The following is a 20,812-nucleotide window of genomic DNA, read 5'->3' as shown; positions in this document are numbered from 1 at the left end:
GAGATGGAAGCATTACAAATGTTGTTCTCCGGATTTGCCTTGGCTCTGGAACCCTCCAATTTACTGATGGCCGCCATCGGTGCTTTTATCGGTACCATGGTCGGCGTCCTGCCCGGCTTAGGGCCAACCTCGGCCATTGCCATTTTGCTGCCCCTGACCGCCGTCCTGCCACCGACCCAGGCGATTATTATGCTGGCGGGAATCTACTATGGAGCCATGTATGGCGGCTCCTCCACGGCGATTCTCTTAAACATTCCCGGGGAAGTGGCGTCCGTGCCCACCTGTCTCGACGGTTATCCCATGGCCCAGCAGGGGCGGGGGGGACCGGCCCTGGGGATCGCGGCGATTGGTTCCTTTATCGCCGGGATCATAGGGGTCATTGCCCTGACTTTTTTTGCCCCGCTTTTTGCTGATCAGGCCCTTAAGTTCGGTCCGCCGGAGTATTTTGCCCTGATGCTGCTGGCTCTGACCATCGTTGTAAGCTTAGGGGGAGCATCCATAAGCAAAGCTTTAGCCATGGGCTTCTTCGGCTACCTGCTCTCCTTGATCGGCTTGGGAACCATGACCAATATGCCGCGGCTGACCTTTGGCTCTACCTCCTTATGGGGCGGCCTGGATGTGATCAGCGTCGTCATCGGCTTGTTTGCCATCAGCGAAGTCTTAAACGGGATCGAGGAGAAGAAAATCGCCATCTCCATGGGCAATATCGGCTCGGTTTTTCCCGGCCTTAAGGATTTGAAGCAAAGTATCAAGGCCATCTTCCGCGGCGGTGCCCTGGGCTTCTTTATGGGGTTATTGCCCGGGTGTTCCCCGGCGGTGACCACCTTTCTGGCCTATGATTTAGAGAAAAAATGTTCAAAAACACCGGAACGGTTCGGCAAGGGGGCCATCGAAGGTGTAGCCGCCCCTGAGTCCGCCAATAACGCCACAAGCTCAGCCGGTTTCATTCCCCTGTTCGCCCTTGGTATTCCGGCTTCCCCGCCTCTGGCGGTTCTTCTGGGGGGACTGATGATTTACGGCCTTACCCCCGGACCGCTGCTGTTCGAGCAGAACGGGGACTTTGTCTGGGCGGTCATCGCCAGCATGTTTATCGGCAATGTGATGTGTTTGGTTCTCAATCTTCCCCTGGTGGGACTTTGGGCCAAGCTGACCCAAATACCCTATGGTATCCTGGCTCCGATTATCTTGCTGATATCCATCGTGGGAGCCTATACTGTCCGCAATGATATGTTCGATGTTCTCGTCGCTCTGATCTTCGGGGTTTTAGGCTACTTTATGAACAAATTCAATTGGCCCGTGGTCCCTTTTATCATCTGTTTTATCCTTGGCCCCATGTTGGAAAGATCCCTTTTACAGTCCTTTGGCATGGCGTTTGAAAACCCCTTCATTTTCTTTCAACGCCCCATCTCCCTAACCCTCCTTGTTGCCACCGGTATCTTTTTGGTTGTTTCCCTTAAACTCAGGCGGCGGACTCAAAGCCGAATAGACAACTCTGGTTTTGAAGTGAAATAAATAGTAATGGGGGATTTATCAATGAAAAAAATGAACAAAAAGATGACTTGGCTCATCGGTATCCTGATTTTGACACTTGCTCTGGCCGGATGTTCATCATCTGCCCAGGGGCCATCCGAAACTGCTAAGGAAGATCCGCCGTATCCGACCCGGCAGATCGAACTGGTGGTTCCGGCCGGTCCCGGGGGTCTCACGGATCTGACAGCCCGTGCTGTAGCCGATTATGTCAGCAAAAAGTGGAATCAGCCCATTTTAGTGGTTAACAAACCCGGTGCAGGCAACGTCACCGGACTGCAGTATGGTTTAATGCAGGGCAAACCGGACGGATATACGATGGTGGCCGATAATATTGCCGCTTCCGTATTGATGGTGGCCGGTATGAAAAACCCGCCCATCAAGCTGGAGGACAGAATTTTCATATCCAAGTTTGTCGAAAACCCCATGTGTTTTTCCGTGGCCGCCGATTCGCAATTTAAGGATATGAAGGAGCTTGTGGAATGGACTAAGAAGAGCCCGGAAAAATTGACCCATACCAGTTTAAGCGCCACCAGTATGAATGCCCTTACCGCCGCTGAGCTGTGTAAAGCCATTGGCGTGGATTACAAACAAACCCAACCCATTCTGGTCACCAGCGGCAGTGAGGGAATTACCATGATCGCCGGCGGCCACGCCATCTTGGGTGATCAGTCCGTCCAGGAAACCTATCCTCTTGCTGCCGGCGGCAAATTAAAAGTGCTGGCCATCGCAGCCAAAGAGCGGAGCCCCTTATTCCCGGATGTGCCTACTTGCCAGGAACTTGGCATCGACATTGACGTGACCTGGTACGGAGGCATCAGCGCCCCGAAAGGCACCCCGGATTATATCGTCAAAAAATGGGATGAAACCATCGCCGAAATGGTCAAAGATCAGGATTTTATTAACAAGATGAATGAACTTCACGCCAATATCAGCTATTTAAATACTGCTGATTATAATGCTTCCATCAAGGAGCAGGTTGAACGCTATACCCAATTGTTTGATTCCATAGGTGTTCGTCAGTAGCCCCCAGCTTCGCTGATTAGGGAGCTGAATAGGGGATGTAATACGGACTGAATATGGGATGAAGATATAGACGGGAATATGGATTGGAAAATATAGACTGGAAGTGTAAATGAGAATGGATTTTTAGGCAAAAATCCATTCTCATTCCTTTTGACGTTTACCCTGAAAAGGACTTATAAGCAGAGTCTCCAGGATTTTGCTTTAGGCGTTCACTCCATAAGCTGCGCGGAGCAATCTAATCGCTCAAGACCTCCGCTCCGTCGGGACCTGCGCCGCTAAGCCATTCTCTGTGGCGTGGCGGCTTGGGCGAAACCCTCGTCCAGGTTTCGGCCCGGCCAAATCGCTCCTCGAAAGCACTGCTTTCGCACTTTGTTCTCAATGGCCGGTTGGAAAAGTCCTGTTTCCAACCCGACTCCGCTGCAGTCTTTCGCGAAGATTGCTTATCCGCTCGCTTAAATTCGTTCTCTGCCTTAAAGTAAAATCCTTGGGCTGCTTTTTAGGTCTGAGCAGTGCTATGTGAGATAAGCTTCCTGGCCCGATTAGCTTTTTCATCATCTGCTGGTGCCACCCTGCAGCATGAGGGGCTGCTTTGAAGTAACTTCATTATTTGGAATCAAACCATAAAAATGGCTTGATACGACTGTAAGTTTGGAAAAGAAAGTAGGATTAGTAGAGATGGGATGGTTTATTAATTTAAAAACAAGTAGAAAACTCTTGATCTGCTTTTTGCTGATGGCCCTATTAATCCTGACTGTTGGCATCACCGGGCTGCTTAACCTGGGCAAAGTCAACGCTAACATTAAAAAAATCACCCTGGATGGCATCCAGCCCATTCTCATTTTGGAAGACTTGAATAAGAGCTTTGCCAAAGGAGCTGCGGAGTTGGCCGGCGTAGTCTGGGAGAGCCAGGTTGCAGAAGATCCTGCAGTGATCAGCGATTCCCGCCGGGTGATTGCCCAGTCCATCGAAGACGGCGACCTGTTGCTCCAGCAGTACCAAATGCTCAACTTAACCGAAGAAGAAAAAGGGCTGTTAGGAGAATTCAAGCGTGAGGAGGCGGTTTACCGCGATTTGCGGGAAAAGGCGCTGACCGCCGTTGAATTAAAAAGCTATGCCTTAGCCGGTGACTTCAACCAGCAAGCCGGTCTGCAGCAGGCTAAGGTGGAAGGAATCATCGACCAGATGATTGAGTGTTCTCTGGCCTATAATGAGGAGCTTCAGCGCGCTTCGGAACAGGACTTTGCCAAGGCCGGCATGGTCATTATGCTCCTGACCGCCGGCGGTTTTGGCTTGGCTTTGCTATTCAGCCTGATCCTGGGGAGAATGATCAGCCGTCCGATTCTGGCCGCCGTTGAACAGGCCGAATTATTTGCCCAAGGGGATTTTTCCACGGATCAGCAAAAAGCTTTCCTGGGCAGGAAGGACGAAATCGGCCAATTAGCCCAGGCCTATGATGAGATCGACAGCAATATGAGCCGCCTTCTGGAACAGGTGATGGCGGCTGCCGAGGATCTTAAGACAGTGGGAGCGGAACTATCGGTGTCGGCGGAGGAATTGAACGCGCAGGGACAAAACATCAATGCCGGGGCAGAGCAGATTGCGGCAGGGATGGAGGAGACGGCTGCCTCTGCCCAAGAAATGCTGGCCTCGGGGGAGGAGATCAGCAACGGGGCCGGCCGGCTGGCCGGGAAAGCCGCTGAGGGCAGCCGAATCGTCCAGGACATCGAGAAGAAAGCCCAGCAGATGCGTGCCAATGCTGAAACGTCACGGGGAGCAACCCTGAGCATGTATCAGCAGAAACAAGGAGAGATCATCGCCGCCATCCAAAACGGTGAAGTGGTTCAGGAAATCAGGATCATGGCCGAAACCATCGACGGCATCGCCGGGCAGACCAACCTCCTGGCCTTGAACGCCGCCATCGAAGCAGCCCGGGCCGGAGAGCAGGGGCGGGGCTTTGCCGTGGTCGCCGAAGAAGTGCGGAAGCTGGCCGAACAATCGGCCCAGACCGTAGCGGGAATCCATGCCGTGATCAGCAAAGTCACCGAAGCCTTCGGCCAGCTTTCCCGCAATTCCTCCGACGTGTTAACCTTTATGGAGGAAAAAGTCATACCCGATTACGAGATGCTTGTAGAGGCGGAAGGACAATATGCCCGGGACGCCCATCGGGTAGGAACCCTGGTGGAAGACTTCGCCGCCACATCAGAACAAATGCTGGCCGCCATCGGGCAAATGAGCAACGCCATCCAAACCGTTTCCGCTTCAGTCCAGGAAAGCACCGGCAGTTCCCAGGAAATCGCCCACAATATGAGCCGGATGGCCGGGGTTATGGAGCAGGTGGCCAGAGCCGCCCAGAGCCAAGCTGCACACGCCATGGACTTGAATACTATGGTGGAGAAGTTCAAGATCTGATAACGATATCCATAATCTCCATCTATTCATCATATCCACCAATGCCCGTCATATTCATTGATGTGCATTGGTCTGTTATGCCCATTATGCCTATTATGGCCCAATAAAAGCCCCTCCTTTGATTGATAGCCATAGCTTATCAATCCTCCTTAATCGTTAATTATCACCCCAGATTAACTATAGTATAATTTTTTTAGAGATGATTTCCGGGGGCATTGGCCAATGAACTCAGGATAAGCTGAAAAATTTGCATAGTATAGATGACGAAAGGATGATTATGAAAATGAAGAGGAAAGCTCTAACAGAAAAAATTGCCGTGATCGGAGTCGATGGTTTTGAGCCAAGGCTGGCCAAAAAGTTCCTGGACCAAGGCAAAATGCCCAATTTGCAAAAGTTCATCGACAGAGGCTCCTGCCGGGACGATCTGGTCTTATTAGGGGCCGTGCCCACCGTTACACCGACTCTCTGGACAACCTTGTCTACCGGAGCCTATCCGGGAACCCACGGCATTACCTGCTTCTTTGGTCACAATCATGGTCAGTTGGATAGTCTGGTCTATAATCTGGACTCCAGACGCTGTAAAGCGGAACCGCTGTGGAATATTTATGCTGAAGAGGCCAACAAGAAAACTTTGGTCTGGCATTGGCCGGGCAGCTCCTGGCCGGCCACTTCGGACAGCCCCAACCTTCATGTTGTTGACGGTACTCAGCCCCAGACCATCAATACAGGCATTGCCGGTATAGATATTTCCAAGATAGTCGTTGCTTCAGACAAATTTATAGAGGTACAATTCCTGCCCAATACTTCCACTATTACCCCTGGCGCCGGTTGCATCATTGAGAATGTGGAAGAGCTAATGGAAGATGATGGGGAAGTCAGTTATCTAAGAGCAGCCATCTCAAGCGGCGCCAAAGTTATTAAAAATATCATTACTTGTGAAGAGGAAAACGAGGTCAATGTCCTGGCCAAAATGATTGCCGATTCAGTCAAATCACCGATCAAAGAAGCTGCAGGCTGGGCTAATGCCCCCGCCGGCGCCAAGGAGTTTACCATTATCCTGGGCAAAGGCCTGGAACGCCGTCCGGTCTTGCTTTTACAAAACGAACAAGGCGTTTACGATACAATTCAGGTTTATAAAGCCAAGAAGGATGCCCAGCCTCTTGTCACTCTTAAAGCCGAACAATCAGCTTATGACGTGGTGGATACCATCACCAATGACGACGGAGAACCTGTTTTAGGCAACAGAAACTACCATGCCTTAACCATCAGCCCCGACGGGTCTCAGGTCACTATGCTGATCGGTATGGCCATGGATGTGAGCCGGGATGATTTATTCCACCCCAAGAGTTTGTACAAGGAAGTGATCGAGAATATCGGCTATGTTCCGAACAGACCGGTAGTGAACGGCGCTAACGAAATCCTGGTTGACAAGGTATTTATTCCCACCTGGGACCACTATTCCCAGTGGCAGGCCGATTGCCTGACCTATTTCATGAAAAACAATAAGTATGATATCATCTTTTCCCATCTGCATAACGTGGATAATGGCGGTCATCTGTTCTGGCATTTTGCCAAGCATCAGGAGATGTGGAAAAACAACGAAGAAGCTTACAAGGTGTTTATCGAGAGAATGTATATTCAGACCGATAATTATATAGGAAGATTCCTGCCTTATCTGGATGAAGGCTGGACTATCATCGTCACCGCGGATCATGGCTTGAGCTGCCAGGAAAATCATGGCGTGGAATTGGGTGAAGCAGGGGGCATCACCACACCGGTCATGGAGGAACTGGGCTATGCCAAAATAATTACAGATGAGAATGGCAATCACGAATTTGACTGGGCCAACACCAAAGCAGTGGCCAGCCGGGGCAATCATATTTATATCAACTTGATCGGCCGGGATGAGCACGGAATCGTTGACCCTAAAGACCAATACGATTTGGAAACCCAGATCATCTCTGATTTGTATCAATACCGGGATCACAAAACCGGCAAACGGATGGTGGCCTTGGCTATGCGCAACAAGGACGCTGTGCTTCTCGGTCTGAGCGGACCGGAGTGCGGGGATATCGTCTACTTCAAAGAAGAGACCTTCAATGTTATCCATGCTGATTCTCTATCAACCCAAAACGGCTATGCCGACACCTCCCTTTCCCCGATTTTTGTGGCAGCCGGACCGGGAATCAAAGAAGGCTTTAAAACGGAACGGGTCATTCGTCAGGTAGATGTCGCGCCGACCATGGCTTTCCTGAGCGGCGTCCGCTTACCGGCTCAATCCGAGGGCTCACCTGTTCATCAAATTCTTACGGAAGAAATTTAACACATTGCCGGATTCATCCTCCGCTTCGACAAGCGGGAGGGTGAATCCGGCAGCAATTTTTGGTATCCCAATTCAATGGCGATGCAAACCGCCATAAAGACCAAGAGGAGGTTGGAAAGATATGTCCTTACAACGATTGAATGCCAAGAGCTTTGAAGAGATTATTTACGATCAAGGGAGCCCCTGCCTGGTGATCTTTTCGAGAAAAACCTGTCATGTCTGTAAAGGGGTAGTGCCAATTTTGGAAGAAATGCAGCCTGACTACGAGGGCAAATTCGGGTTTTATTATGTCGATGTGGAAGACGAACAGGCTTTATACCAAAGATTTTCCCTCAAAGGGGTTCCCCAGATTCTTTTCTTCAAAGATGGGGAGTTTCAAGGGAAACTGGTAGGCGCTGTGGATGATGAGAAGGTGAGTGATAAGATTATGGAGGTTGTTGAGGGGTGAAGGTTCTCCTGTACCTGCATCGCCGGGATTAATGGAGCAGTAGTTAAAAAAGGTTGGAGATGCAGTATGAGTAATTAGGAGAATGGTAGATTCTCAGCAGCTACATGTCCCAAGAACCTTATACTAATATCAATTTAAGAAGCCCCTCCGATATCATCAGCTTATGATATCGGAGGGGCTTCTTAAATTGATATTAGATTAAGAAATCTGGCCATCAAGCGACTACTCCAAATGCTATTCCGCGAAATTTCGGTTGAAATTAAGATAGGAGACCACGCTAATCCCCGGTGTCCAGCTGCTCGATGTTGTGGCATCATGGACGTAAAAATACATGGAATAAGCCTGATTATCGATTTTCCGCACCATGGAATGGCAAGTTTAAAGATGATTCACTTATATTTCTTTAAAATTAAACAGGATTTATAAAAATCAAATAGAAATATAGAAATATATGGTGAATTGAGAAAGATATAGGAATTAAAGATAATTCTATATTGGAAGCTTTGACCATATGTCTGAATTTGTTTTCAAAGCCAAATACTCTAAGAGGGGATGGTGACAATGAGGATTGGTTTAAAACGGGTAAAAGGATTTACGCTTTACTTATCAAAGGTAAACTTTCAAATTAGGATGAAAAATGGGCGAACGCAAAATAGAAAATGGAATTTGCGTAGAGAGGTATGGCCGGAAACACCTTTGGCGGAAGGCTTTGAGTATTTATTTGCTCTATTGGCTAATTTAGTTGGAGCCGAGCGCTTATTTAAGCATAAGGTAGAAGCCTTGTTGATCATCTCTAGCTTAACAAATAAGGCTTCTTTTTCGAAAGAGGATCTCGAAATCGTTCTATCACAATATGGCAAAGGTCGCATTGGGCATTTAATCCGTGGATTTACTAATAGCGGCTGGTTGGAATTTGATGATGGACGCTATCGCTTGACAGCAGCGGCTAGAAAAATTTTGCGAATTTTTCCAGTGCTCAATATGGAAAGCAAACGGGATGATGAGGCGGCTTTGGACATTTTGTATTCGGCAATGGATATGGTTGATCAGGCCCAAAGCCCTTTGATTATGAAACGACTGCTGCGGGATCAGGCGGTTCAACAGCTTTTGCGGGACGAGGAGCTACTGAAAGAGGCCTTAACGTCTAGAAACTCGCAGGTAATGGAGGAAGTAGCCAGTTTGGCTAGTAAGCACTTGCAGGATATTCGTATTCTTAGGAAACGGCAAAGTGAACTTTATCAGGAAGATAGGGATCGGCGTAAAAGCCGCGAAGTCTATTCTATTATCCAAAGAGTTATTGACCTTTATCGTCAAGTTACGGAGAGCTATAAAAATTTGCTTGAAGATAGCATCAAGACAGGGGGCCGCACGTTCACGAAACATGATGCGGACAAATTTCTTTACAAAGCTGACTTTACCAAGTTGGAAGAGATGTTACCTGATGGGATCGCTTTCGCCCCTGTCAACCTGCAAATTTTGGACCCGGAAGAATTATTGACAGTCTCGGAGCAGTTTTTGAATTTGAACCGGACTAGGGAAAAGGTCGGGTATGGGAAACCGGAAGGTAACGTATTCCGTGAAGAATCGGATGAGCCTGCTCCCGTTGCGTCGGAAATGGTCAAACGTGAACTCGCCGAGGCCTTTGAAAGACAAGAGAGAATTGCGCTAAAAAAAATCGTTCCCAGAGACAGTTGGGCTGAGACGCTTATGTTTATGGCTTCGCTTGCTTTTTTGGAAGGTGAGAATCAGCAATTGCGTAAGGATTCTGCCCCCGAGGTAGATTTTCTATTAAACATATCTACGGAAGCAATGGAATTGGACCATTCTGTGGTTAAAAAACTTTCTCAAGGTGAAATTGTAAGGGGGAAGACGTAATGGATCTGACGGTACCGGAGATTTGTTCCATGCTTATTCGTGGTTTTGTGCCCAAAAATAATCTGAAAGGTCTTGAAATAGACGACAGAAAGTATGCGCAAGTGAAAGAAAGTCTCTATGCCGTGGGATTGGAATTGGTGAATGCTAACCGGACCGGTCATTATGGCGTACGGATCCAGGAAAATATTTGGGGTTTTGACGAGTTTGTCAAAAGTAATGATCTCACCAAGACTGCAAAATCGTTGTTAGTGCTCTTATGGGGGTTTTTGGTGGCACCGACCATGGCCTTGGATGAAGAAGCGGGAGAACGAGAATATACTATTTCCAAGGATCAGATCTGGACTAATTTTCGCAAGCAATTGGGGACTAAAGTCGCTATGAATCAGGCTTTGGCGGTCTTGACCCGATATAAGTTTATCATCCCACTACGCGGGACTGGCGCTTACAAGGCCGGCCCTGGCCTTTACATTTACATCGATCAACATAAAATGTATGAACTTTTTGCCAAAGCTGTGATCCGCCATAAGGTTGAGGAACTTCAAAAGGCTGTTCGAGAAGAGGAATCTGCTCTGCAGGAAGAAGTGCAGGGGCAGGGGGAGAGTGAAAGTTAGTGCTACGCTTTTTAAGTCTGGAATTATGCAATTGGGCTTTTGCCCGCCGTCAGGTCATCCCACTCCATGAATGCATTACATTGTTAGTTGGACCTAACGGTTCCGGTAAAACATCCTTTTTAGATGCCTTTAAGCTATTATTAGGATCGGATCGGCTTTATAAAAAACGTAATATCGGTGATTACATTGAACGACAGGTGGACAAGGCCGCCATTATCGGGCGTTTTGATAACCGGCCGGTGGACGGCCATTATCCTTTTGGCCCTCTTGGAATATTTGAACCGGTGGTGACCCTGACTTGCCGCATGCTGCTTTCCTCAGAGGGGAAATGGGAGAGGGATTACGCTATTACTCCCGGCGAATTTAATCTCGACGCGGAAGAACGTCGGGTCGACTGGCATCGTTCTATGGCTTATCAGCAGTTAATGGAAAAGGTAGGAGTGAGCAAATCTCTGTTACGAGTTATCAGTTTGAATCAAGGTAGTACTGATGAAATTCTTCAAAAAGACGCCGAAGAACTTTGTCAGTACATTCTGGAGATATCCGGGGACAAAAAAGTGATGGAGCACTTTAATACTACCCGGGAAGATCTTATCAAAACTAGAAATCAATATGAGGAATTGGCCAAAACTCAGAATTTAGAAAAAGAACGGTTAAAAGTACTGGAGGGGCAGGTTGGCCAATTCCGTGCAATACAACTCAAAAAAAGGCAATTGGCCAGTTCTCTTTGGCATTACCCTATTGCCGTAGCTTCGGAAACAGAGAAAACATATCGAGAATTTGCAGTAGACTTGCAAGAGAAGAACGAGCAATTGAAGCTCTTGGATAAACAACAACAACAGGTTCAAGACGAGTATCAAGCGGCAGAGGAACAATTGACCCAAGTAAATTTGCAGTTTGAGCGAACTCGGTCAAAAGAACGGCGTATTAATGAGCAAAGAGAAGATTTAGTTCGTGAGGGAAGCCGGCGGGAACCGGAACAAAAAGAGGCTGAAGAATTTATTAAACGCTATGAACAAATTTCCGAACGAGATTTGCGTGCCTTGGAACATAAAAAGCAAGATACGGATACTGAGTTGGACGAGGCAAAATTTGCTTTGCGGCAGTTTCAGGGACGTTATGACGAGTTAGCTTTGCAGGAAGCCCAGCTAGACAAGGAACGGCGGATCGTCTATCCGAATTATGTCAAAGAGTTCCGTGGAGCATTAAGTCTGCAGGGGATCGATCATAAGTTATTGGCAGAGTGCATTGAAATAACCGATAACCGCTGGCGTAAAGCGATCGAATCTTTACTTGGGAGGGAAAGATTCACCGTAATCTTGGAACCCAAATATTTGATTCCAGGAAAGAAAGTAGCGGAAAAACTTCGTTATTCCTCCTATGTGCAAAAACCGGATTTGCGTGAGATAAGAGTCATGTCCGGATCGGCTTTGGAAAAGATTAAAGTGCTTGACCCTAGCGTAGCCGGGTGCTTGCATTGGTTAAATAATATTATGTTGGTCGAGGACGTTGAGGAAGGCCACCGCGTGGCAGAACGCGGGATCGTATCGCTTACGGATCAAGCCTATCGACAGGATTCGCGAGGGGGTATAAGTGTTTATAGGGAAGGCGTTTACTGCGGAAAATTGGCAATTGACGCCCAATTAGAAGAAGTACGTAATACGATTAAAGCGATAGAAAAACCACTTGAGGACGCCAAAAAACGCGTTGATCAGATTCAGGAGCGCCTTGTCAAGTTAATAGAGGAAATAGAAGAACAAAAAGCGCTCCGGGAATTGCCTTCTATTAGAGAGAGGTATTGTTTATTATCGGAAACATTACGGAAGATAAAAGCAAATTTAGAATCTTTGGATAGTCAGAAAGAATATAATGACGAGCAGATTACACGCTTACATAATCAGTCTCAAAATCTAGCCGGGCAAAGGGACAGCGCTAAAACGGCGGCAAAAAACTTACAAGAAGTGAAGGAAAAGTTGCGGAAGGATGTTAAGGAAAAGACGGAACGAATTCCTCAACTGCGTAAGCAGTATGATGAGGCTTTAGCCGTTTTACAACCGGAGCAGAAAGAACTACTTGCTAAACCCGACGAACGGGAGAGGTTAAGAAAGGCTGAAAACTACCAGGCGGATATAGAGAGTATGCAAGAGGAACTGGAGAAATTAAACGAAGAAGAACTCATTGGGATAGAGGAACGATATAAAGAGCATCGAGCTAGAGTAGATTTTGCCGAAGAAGTTATCAAAAAGAAACAGGAAGAAATAGACGATTATCGTCAAGCCAATGATGAAGCCCAAGAAGAGTATGCCGACATGGTTACCGGAGTGTTTAACCAGTTGCGCAAACACTTGGAAGAGCAAGCCGAAATGGCTGCACTTAAAGTGAAAGTTCACATCAACCGCATCGGTGAAGCGCGCTGGTCATTGGACTACCAACTAAGCTTCAATGGCAAGCCGTTCCGCCCTTACTTCCACAAAAAACTTTCCGGCGGCCAGGCTGTTATTGCAGCCCTATTACTGCTTATTGCGGCGATTAAAGTAGATGGAGCTTTTAGTTTCATGATTTTGGATGAACCCACTGCTCATTTAGACGCGGGGCGAATGAGGGTGGTGGGTGAGTTCTTGCGTCGGACAGGCGCTCAGTATTTATTAGCCGTACCTTATTCGGAGAATATCAAGCATCTGGGCTGGGTAGATATGACACTGAACTTTCGCTTGAAAGACGATGAGGAGGAGTTAGCCCCTCCAATTTTCTACGGCGTGGTTAATGAGCATTATGTCATGGAGAGGACAGGGAAGATTTTTTGAATGATCATAAATGCATATATCGGTATCGTCAAATTTGGGGGGATTATAGTCTCAAAGACGGAATCTGGGTAAGCGAGAAGATTAAAGTACGAGAGTGTACTGAATGTGGGCAGACGAAGACCGTAAGTCGTTTGCCGACCAACCGACGTTCCTATTGTCAGCCCGAGGAAAACGGGGACTTAATGGCGGATGCAATCACTTTTAATTGTATTTCAACCATACTCCGAGTTCTTTACCAGAAAAAGAACTCGGTAGGTTACCGAGTTTTAGTGCAAAATGTAGCGCAACGTGGTTTTTCATTCACTCAAATTGAAGAGGGAATAACTTGTCTATTTCAGAAGGGATGGTTAATTCGTCAGGAAAAACGGGCTGGGATTTCCCGCTGGGAGATATTTAAGCTGGAAATTATACCTTTCAAGTGGCCTGAAGTGGAAAGTACTTTAGGAATAAGGCGTTTTGATCGGACGGATATTTTGACGCAACTAAGCCTGGTGACGATGGAAAATGAGCAAGCACCTATGGCCGAACGGCTACGTCGGATATTGTCAAATCAGTATGAGCAACTTTTGTCCAAGGAAGAAGGGGTACTTTCAGTAGAAGGCAGAACATTGGCATCAAGTAGGTATCCAGAAAAATACTTGACCATTATGAATACCTTGCTTGAAATTTACGGTTTGGTCAAGACGCACGAACGAATTTCGTTCAGAAACCTGGCCCTGCGGATAACCGGAGAAAGTAAGGGACTTTCTCCCTATAAAAAGGATATAGAACAACTGTTAGGGGCCGACCTTAGGGGATTCTATATCTACGATCATAGCGATTTATGTTATGTTTCAGGTCCCTTTACGTATAGAATACGAGGCTTAAAAGGCTCCGGAAAGGGCGGTTATCCTTACATTATACTCACGGAAGAAACCGTGGCTGAAATAGAAATTATGGAGATGCCCAAGACCCAGATATTGGTGATTGAAAACCTGACGGTATTTGAGGAGATTTTACGCCGCGGTTACTATGAACGTAATGATGTGATTATTCTCTTTTCGCAAGGATATATTTCTCAGGTTCAAATATCTTTTATTCTGAAATTGTTGACCCATGCCCAAATTAGTGAAATTTTTATGTGGGCTGATCCCGATCCATTTGGAATTGATATTTTTCGTAATTTCTCCCGGCACCTTGAAAAACTAGGCGTGGAAGTGAAGCCAGTATTAATGGATAAGCATTCTTGCAAGAGACTAAGAATAATGAAACCGCTCGGGAACGCCGACCAAGAACTTTTAATCTCCTCCCAGCAAGAAGGGCTGCCGGAAGGCTTGCAGCAATTGTGGAAGTATTTTGTTGATTCTGGAATGAAAGGGGAACAAGAGAGCTTTCTTGAGGTATTGACTGATAAGGAGTTGCTAGAATTGATTCCGGTTTTATAATTTTTATGTAGGAATTGTAATCAGAAGACATAGATTGAATGTTATTTTATTGATCCTTAAATGAGGCAAATGAGTTTCTTACTTCATGTGTCGCAATCAATGAGAAAGTCTATAACTCTCAAATATTAGGAGGTGTTTGTGATATGAATCAGCCTCAGATTTGCAAGATTCATATTAAGAATTACCGGAACTTTTCATCGGTCGGGTTTGATTTAAGCGATAGGCAAATTATCATCGGTGAAAATAACGTCGGCAAGAGTAATTTATTACGCGCTATGCAATTAATTCTTGATCCCAGTCTTTCGGATGAAGATAGACGGCTTGAGGAGTCTGATTTCTTTGACGGTCTTGAATCTCCTATGGAAAACAACCAAGAAATATTAATCGAATTGTACATAGATAATTATTCCCATATAAAAAACGTACTTTGCCAATTAAGTGATGCAACTGTCGATTTAGATGGCCGTAAAGTATTAAAACTCTCCTATAAATTTTTCCCGCAAGAAGATGCGTCTGGTAAAGTTAATTATACTTATATAATTTACAAAGGAGACGATGAAACTGATTTTTTTACGCATGAAGATAGGAAATATTTAAATATGCGAGTAATCAAAGCGATACGTGATGTAGAAGCCGAAATGCGAAACTCCAGAACATCGCCTTTAACACGCATAATCAAGCAGAAATATGATATCAGCAAAGAAGATCTCATTGAGATTTCTGAAGCATTGAAATCGTCCGGAGCAAACATGCTTAACCTTCCGGAGGTTAACGACCTCCAAACAAAGATCAGTAAGCTCTTTAACTCTATAATTTCATATTCTGAAGATGAATTTGGCATTTCGTTGCGGACAATGGATATTGACGCGTCTCGACTGCTTTACGCTCTGCGCCCATTAATCGACAAAAGAGAGTCCGGAAATACAAGTTTAGGTATAAATAATGTTTTGTACATTACCCTTACTCTTTTGCTGATCCAGGATGATACGATTAAAACTTACTTATCTCCGACTCTTTACAAAAAGTTGACGGAACAAGACGGGGACGAGATTGTACAAAGGTATTATCAAGGCGACGATCAGACCGGCTACCACTTAACCTGCGATTTAAAAGATGTGGACTCGCAACTTTATAATTTTTTATATGAGCATAATTCAAATACAAACGGAGTTACAATTCTGGCTATTGAAGAACCCGAGGCTCACCTTCATCCAATTTTCCAACGATTGCTCTACAAATATGTCGTGCTTGAAGCAAACGCCTCATTGATTATAACAACACATTCAACACATATCTCGTCCGTGGCTCCCATCAAATCCATTATTCACTTAGTGGGAAATGCGTTCGGCACAGAAGTCTACACAACGGCAAACTTAGACTTACCGGATAAGGAAATTTCCGATTTAGAAAGATATATTGACGTAAAAAGAGGCGAAATATATTTAGCTAAAGGCATCATCTTTGTGGAAGGGATTGCTGAGGAATATCTCGTACCTAGTTTTGCAAAACTCCTGGGTTGTGACCTTGACCGCTTAGGCGTGGTTGTATGCAACATAAATTCAACTAACTTCTGGCCGTACAAACAGTTTGCCGACTTGCTAGGCATACCTAATGTAATTATAACGGACGGAGACTATTATCATATTGTCAATGGAGAGAAGGTATTTGGAGATTTATCGGACAAAACCCATGCGAATTTTGGTTATTACGGAAATGAACGAATGGAAGAATTATATGAATTATTCATGGATGAAGATGAATTTGCACGGTTTGCGGAATTTGACACTACCCAACAAGATAAAGAATTGAATAAACATGGGATTTTTGTCGGCATCTATACGTTTGAAACGGATATATTTAATGAAATTGACGAAGAGTCGGATAGGACCATAATTTGTTCAGCTTTTAATGAATTAACAGAGGGTGGAAAACAACAAAAGGATAATTTTAAGGCTAATCTAGTTTCAAAGGATTACAAAAAATGTCTTGCACAAATAGAATCTTCACATAGTAATGTGGGTAAAGGGAGATTTTCACAAAGATTAGCTTCCGTTTGTACAAAAACGATGGTTCCAGACTATGTTAAAGCCGCGATCGAATATATTTGTATTGAAGTCCGAGGCGAACTTGATGAATGAGTACTTTAAAATCAAACTTTCTCAAATTAGTGATGATGAAAAGCAAATTGAAGCGTATAACTCCACAGGTAACACCGTTGTTATAGCAGGCCCAGGCAGTGGAAAAACCACGGTTTTAACGCTGAAGGTTATGCGTCTGTTAAGCGAAGTCATTACCCCTCCAAGAGGATTAGCTTGTCTTACCTTTAGCCGTGAAGCCTCCCGTGAATTTCAGGAGCGTTTGAAATTACTGGGACTCCAAAGACGTGGCAATGTATTTTTGGGAACCGTTCATAGTTTTTGTTTATCAGAAGTATTGACACCTTTTGCAAAACTATATCCTAATTACGGAATACCCTATCCGATTAAAATTATTTCCGATTCGAAAAGAAAACGGCTGTTTCAGCGTATAAAAAAACAAATACCTGATGAGTTAACTATTGAAGAGATGGATAAAGAGCGAACTCGTGACATTAGTGGATTCAGTAAGGTGTCTATACCTAGTTATGATGTTGCTTTGCGGGTTGCCGTAGCATTTGAGAGAGAACTGTTCAGCCGTGGTTATATCGATTATATCAGTATGGTAAAAATCGCGACCATGCTTATCCAAAATGAAGCTTATGTGCAACAAGCCCTGGAAGCAAAATTTCCATGGCTTGTTATTGATGAATATCAGGATTTGGGAAAGCCATTGCATGAAATGGTTCTATCACTTTTGCAAAGTACAAATATTAAGATTTTTGCTGTTGGCGATGCAGATCAATCAATATATGATTTTCAAGGAGCTTCGCCAGAATATCTCGTTGAATTATCCGAATGGAAATCTGTCAACCAATGTATTCGGTTAATTAATAATTATCGCAGCGCCAAAGGTATTATCGAAGCATCGGAGACTGTTTTGAATATTAAACGCAATTACAAAGCGCGCGGCGCGCTTAAAGATTACCCGGCGAACATTGAATTTTTTGTATGCGAAGAGGGGATGAACGAACAATACCAGGTTGCAACTAGTATTATCGAAGACTATATTGCAGAAGGTATACCGTTTCATGAGATTGCGATTCTAGCCGGTTACAATAATCAATTAAAAGAGTTAGGAAAGCTCTGTCAGAGTAAGGGAATTCCTTATTATTTAGCCAAGCAAGATTTCATCAGGAGCGATTTTATAAAATGGATGGAAAACTGCGCTGCATGGGTGTCATCTTCTCGTAAAGTCTTATTTGATGATATCTTTGAATATTGGGACTTCTTGTTAAGGCAGCACAGGCAATCAATTGATTATGATAACAGGATTTTAGCCAAGCGGAATCTCTATACCATTCTGGATAAAAGCCGTCACTATGCGAATACGCTTGTACAGTGGTTTGATTTTGCCCTTGATTCGCTACAAATAGAGACTTTATTGCAGGATTCGGAAATATATCCGGATGAAATCGAAAATCTAATAAAACTCAATGAGTTGCTAAACGATGAATCTTATAGGGATTTTTCGTTAGGCCAGTTCACTAATCTTGGGCTTCCAGAGAACCGAGTTGTTTTATCTACAAGACATGGGGCTAAAGGTTTGGAATTTGATATTGTTATTATGCTTGGTATGGAAGAAGGGAGCTTTCCATATTACAAAAATACCTCTCAGCGAGAAATCGATGAAGCTCATAGGCTTTGCTTTGTTTCTGTGAGTCGAGCAAGAAAAAAGTGTATATTGGTACGTTCTAAGACGTTAAGTATACCAAAACGAGATGGCACATGGTGGAATAAACCATGTGAACCGTCTAGGTTCTGGAATATGTTATATAGCCGTCATTCCTAAATAAATGGTCACTCATAATTTTGTTCAAACTCAATAAATACAATTTACTATAACTGATATCGTATGAAGCATTTAGTAGTCTCATTGAAAAAATGATTGCGAGCACTCTCGACACTATCCATTTTCCTATCATGGTTTGTGAAATCAGTCATACCCGTACCATTAGAAATAATACATCACGAATTCATGGTGCCCACCTTTAAATCCAGCTTACAAAGTGGGCACCAGAATCTATAGGCATTGATTTAGCTTATCAATCTCATACTGGAGCCAATTTGAAGTAAGTTGTTGTTTGTGTTTTTGAATGTATTCGATAATTGCATCTTCGGTTAATCCATTAGGTATTTTAGGCTCTAATTTTCTGACGGCGCTGGTAGGCATACCAAACTCTATTAGTATTGATAAATCTTCTGATAAAAAGTCGTTTTCCAACTGTTGAACAAAATAGCTATAAGATCCTGCCTTGCGCCCATGGCGATCACAAACATATCTTTGAAGGCTATCAACTACACGAAAAGTTTTTGGAACAGTAAATAGAAACCAGTGGCGATATATGTGAAAAGCCTGCTCTATGGCTTCATCGTAGTATTTTTTAGAATTTCTTTGTGCAGTTTCTGGACGAACACTATCAATCTTATTTTGATATATATTATCTACAATGTTCATGATATTCTTGCCTTTTCTATAATCATTTAAATACCGAGTTAATTGCTTAACAGAACTAACGCCATGATGGTCGATATTAAATAATTTTTTTTCTGCAATACTAAGTACATATAATATTTGTTCCCAATTGGGCATTTGTGTCCAGGAAAAATCGGAATATTTAGAGCTGTTTATATCTAGTTCAAGCTGATAGTAAATACTTATCTGTCCATTAATTGAAACGCCATTTTGTTTGATTATTTTTAATAAATCAGCTTGAGTTTTGTGTAATTCTTCATGTCTTGCTTTAATATGGTCCTTTACATCTTGTATGGGAATATTTATAAGAATTTCATCAGAAATCGGATTTTGCTCAAAGAATGGTATATCAATTACTATTTTTTCTTTTGGTGGTGGGACAACAAAATTAAATATTCTCCCTACATAATGTTCCATCATTCGGCCAGAACGTCCCTTGATATTACTATAGTCAAAGAAATCGACGCTTTTGCCACCTTTATTCCCGTCAAATAGTATAACATTCTTTGCGCTTGTATTTACACCCTCAATTATTGTTGAAGTACAAAAAATACATCGTAACCAACCCTCATTAAAGTATTTAATTATTGAAGCGCCGATATGTTTTTGTAGTGAGCCGTCATGTATTGCTAATCCGTGACTAAGCTCATCAGCCAAACTCCACTGTGAAGATATATTTGCTTTGATCCAGTCAATCAAAGGTAAGGAGTTAGTTGTAATAGTGCCATTAGCAACTAAATGATCCAAATAATATCTTGCAAAACGCCGAGCCCTCGCCGGCGAAGAACAATATATTAGTGTTTGCTCGTCTCTTAAACTGTCAAGCAGTTTGCAAAGTACTTTGCATTTTTCTTCGTCTAAGACTTTTCCTTTTTTTGAATAATCAATAGAGGAAGTCATGTCAATTATATTGCAATCAACAAGTGAATAATCGGATTTATAAAAAACCGCATCGTATTTATCTGCAAAACCATCAGTGATGCCATCAATATTGGGGCCGAGAAAATAGAATTTAGAATTAAAATTGCCGATTATTTTAAGAAAGGCATTATTTAGGGTGTCAGCTCTCTCGTCCACTCGTCTTAGACTAAGTTTATAAAATTCATCTATAATTAATAAATCAATATGAGGTAATGGATCGTATTCCATTACTCTTTCTGCTGTTAGCAAAAAAAGGTTACCTTTATCATTTGCTGCAGGTTGTGTTGTGCGGACGATTATTTTATAGTTGGCAGAATATTTTTTTAGTTTTAAACGTGTTTCATCCAGCAATGCAAGTGTAGGCTGAATTATAACAATGTTCTTATATTTACTTGAAGCAACTAGTTCTTCAATAAGAAGGCTTTTTCCAAAACTTGTAGGCGCACTTGCGATAACGTTTTTTCCAGAGAGCAAATAGTCGGATAGTACTTTTTGCTCACTATGCATATATGTCGTAGGCAAATGGTCTGACAAATGAGTTTTTTGACGCACCATATCGGATAATGATTGTATTGCCATTGTTTCTTTATTTTTTTCAATATAAGGATAAAATCCAATTGCTTCTATAATATCTGTCCATAAGGGGTATGTTTCTGTGGGAATACACGACCAATTATTTAAGACATGAATGGCAATTTTTCGAGCAGATGCTTTTTGATCATCATCTTTTCCAGAAAGTAAAATAGAGCAATGAGAGGCAATATTGAAACTTTCTTCATAGGTTAGATTCTCTTCGGAGTCTATTTTTCTTATGTAATCAATCATTTTTAACC

Annotated in this window: 12 protein-coding genes; 11 read left to right on the top strand and 1 reads right to left on the bottom strand. The window is 43.8% G+C overall.

The window, feature by feature from the left end; genetic code table 11:
- The first annotated feature begins 3 nt into the window (after positions 1-3).
- From BUA14_RS01080 to BUA14_RS01025, 11 genes are all read left to right on the top strand, one after another.
- Positions 4-1,512: a tripartite tricarboxylate transporter permease gene (locus tag BUA14_RS01080; RefSeq protein ID WP_072770879.1), complete on the top strand. Its 1,509-nt coding sequence runs from the start codon at positions 4-6 to the stop codon at positions 1,510-1,512.
- Positions 1,513-1,533: 21 nt separating this feature from the next.
- Positions 1,534-2,553: a tripartite tricarboxylate transporter substrate binding protein gene (locus BUA14_RS01075; protein ID WP_242954511.1), complete on the top strand. Its 1,020-nt coding sequence runs from the start codon at positions 1,534-1,536 to the stop codon at positions 2,551-2,553.
- 675 nt (positions 2,554-3,228) lie between these two features.
- On the top strand, positions 3,229-4,962 hold the full coding sequence (locus tag BUA14_RS01065) for a methyl-accepting chemotaxis protein (protein ID WP_072770878.1): 1,734 nt from the start codon (positions 3,229-3,231) through the stop codon (positions 4,960-4,962).
- A gap of 283 nt (positions 4,963-5,245) precedes the next feature.
- Complete coding sequence (locus BUA14_RS01060; protein ID WP_072770877.1) at positions 5,246-7,285, top strand: alkaline phosphatase family protein; 2,040 nt, start codon at positions 5,246-5,248, stop codon at positions 7,283-7,285.
- Positions 7,286-7,406: 121 nt separating this feature from the next.
- Positions 7,407-7,733, top strand: a complete 327-nt coding sequence (locus BUA14_RS01055) for a thioredoxin family protein (RefSeq protein ID WP_072770876.1) — start codon at positions 7,407-7,409, stop codon at positions 7,731-7,733.
- A gap of 561 nt (positions 7,734-8,294) precedes the next feature.
- Entirely contained in the window at positions 8,295-9,608 is a 1,314-nt protein-coding gene (locus tag BUA14_RS01050) for a hypothetical protein (protein ID WP_072770875.1), read from the top strand.
- Positions 9,608-10,219: a hypothetical protein gene (locus BUA14_RS01045; protein ID WP_072770874.1), complete on the top strand. Its 612-nt coding sequence runs from the start codon at positions 9,608-9,610 to the stop codon at positions 10,217-10,219. Before BUA14_RS01050 ends, BUA14_RS01045 begins: the two co-directional genes overlap by 1 nt.
- The gene (locus tag BUA14_RS01040; protein ID WP_072770873.1) at positions 10,219-13,023 is read left to right on the top strand and encodes an AAA family ATPase; all 2,805 of its coding nucleotides are present in this window, start codon (positions 10,219-10,221) and stop codon (positions 13,021-13,023) included. The genes BUA14_RS01045 and BUA14_RS01040 overlap by 1 nt, the downstream gene beginning before the upstream one ends.
- Positions 13,024-13,205: 182 nt before the next feature.
- Positions 13,206-14,447: a Wadjet anti-phage system protein JetD domain-containing protein gene (locus BUA14_RS01035; protein WP_143153407.1), complete on the top strand. Its 1,242-nt coding sequence runs from the start codon at positions 13,206-13,208 to the stop codon at positions 14,445-14,447.
- Between the two features lie 143 nt (positions 14,448-14,590).
- Positions 14,591-16,585, top strand: coding sequence for an AAA family ATPase (locus BUA14_RS01030; RefSeq protein ID WP_072770871.1), 1,995 nt, complete (start codon positions 14,591-14,593; stop codon positions 16,583-16,585).
- Positions 16,578-18,374, top strand: coding sequence for an ATP-dependent helicase (locus BUA14_RS01025; RefSeq protein ID WP_072770870.1), 1,797 nt, complete (start codon positions 16,578-16,580; stop codon positions 18,372-18,374). The genes BUA14_RS01030 and BUA14_RS01025 overlap by 8 nt, the downstream gene beginning before the upstream one ends.
- A 231-nt stretch (positions 18,375-18,605) precedes the next feature.
- On the opposite strand, the gene BUA14_RS01020 is transcribed toward BUA14_RS01025, so the two are convergent.
- Positions 18,606-20,804: a DEAD/DEAH box helicase gene (locus BUA14_RS01020; RefSeq protein ID WP_072770869.1), complete on the bottom strand. Its 2,199-nt coding sequence runs from the start codon at positions 20,802-20,804 to the stop codon at positions 18,606-18,608.
- Positions 20,805-20,812 lie beyond the last annotated feature (8 nt).

Origin of the sequence: Desulfitobacterium chlororespirans DSM 11544, from assembly GCF_900143285.1 — a bacterium.
GTDB classification, from domain to species: domain Bacteria; phylum Bacillota; class Desulfitobacteriia; order Desulfitobacteriales; family Desulfitobacteriaceae; genus Desulfitobacterium; species Desulfitobacterium chlororespirans.
The sequence above is the reverse complement of the archived record's forward strand: the minus strand, read 5'-3'. Positions and strand labels throughout refer to the sequence as shown.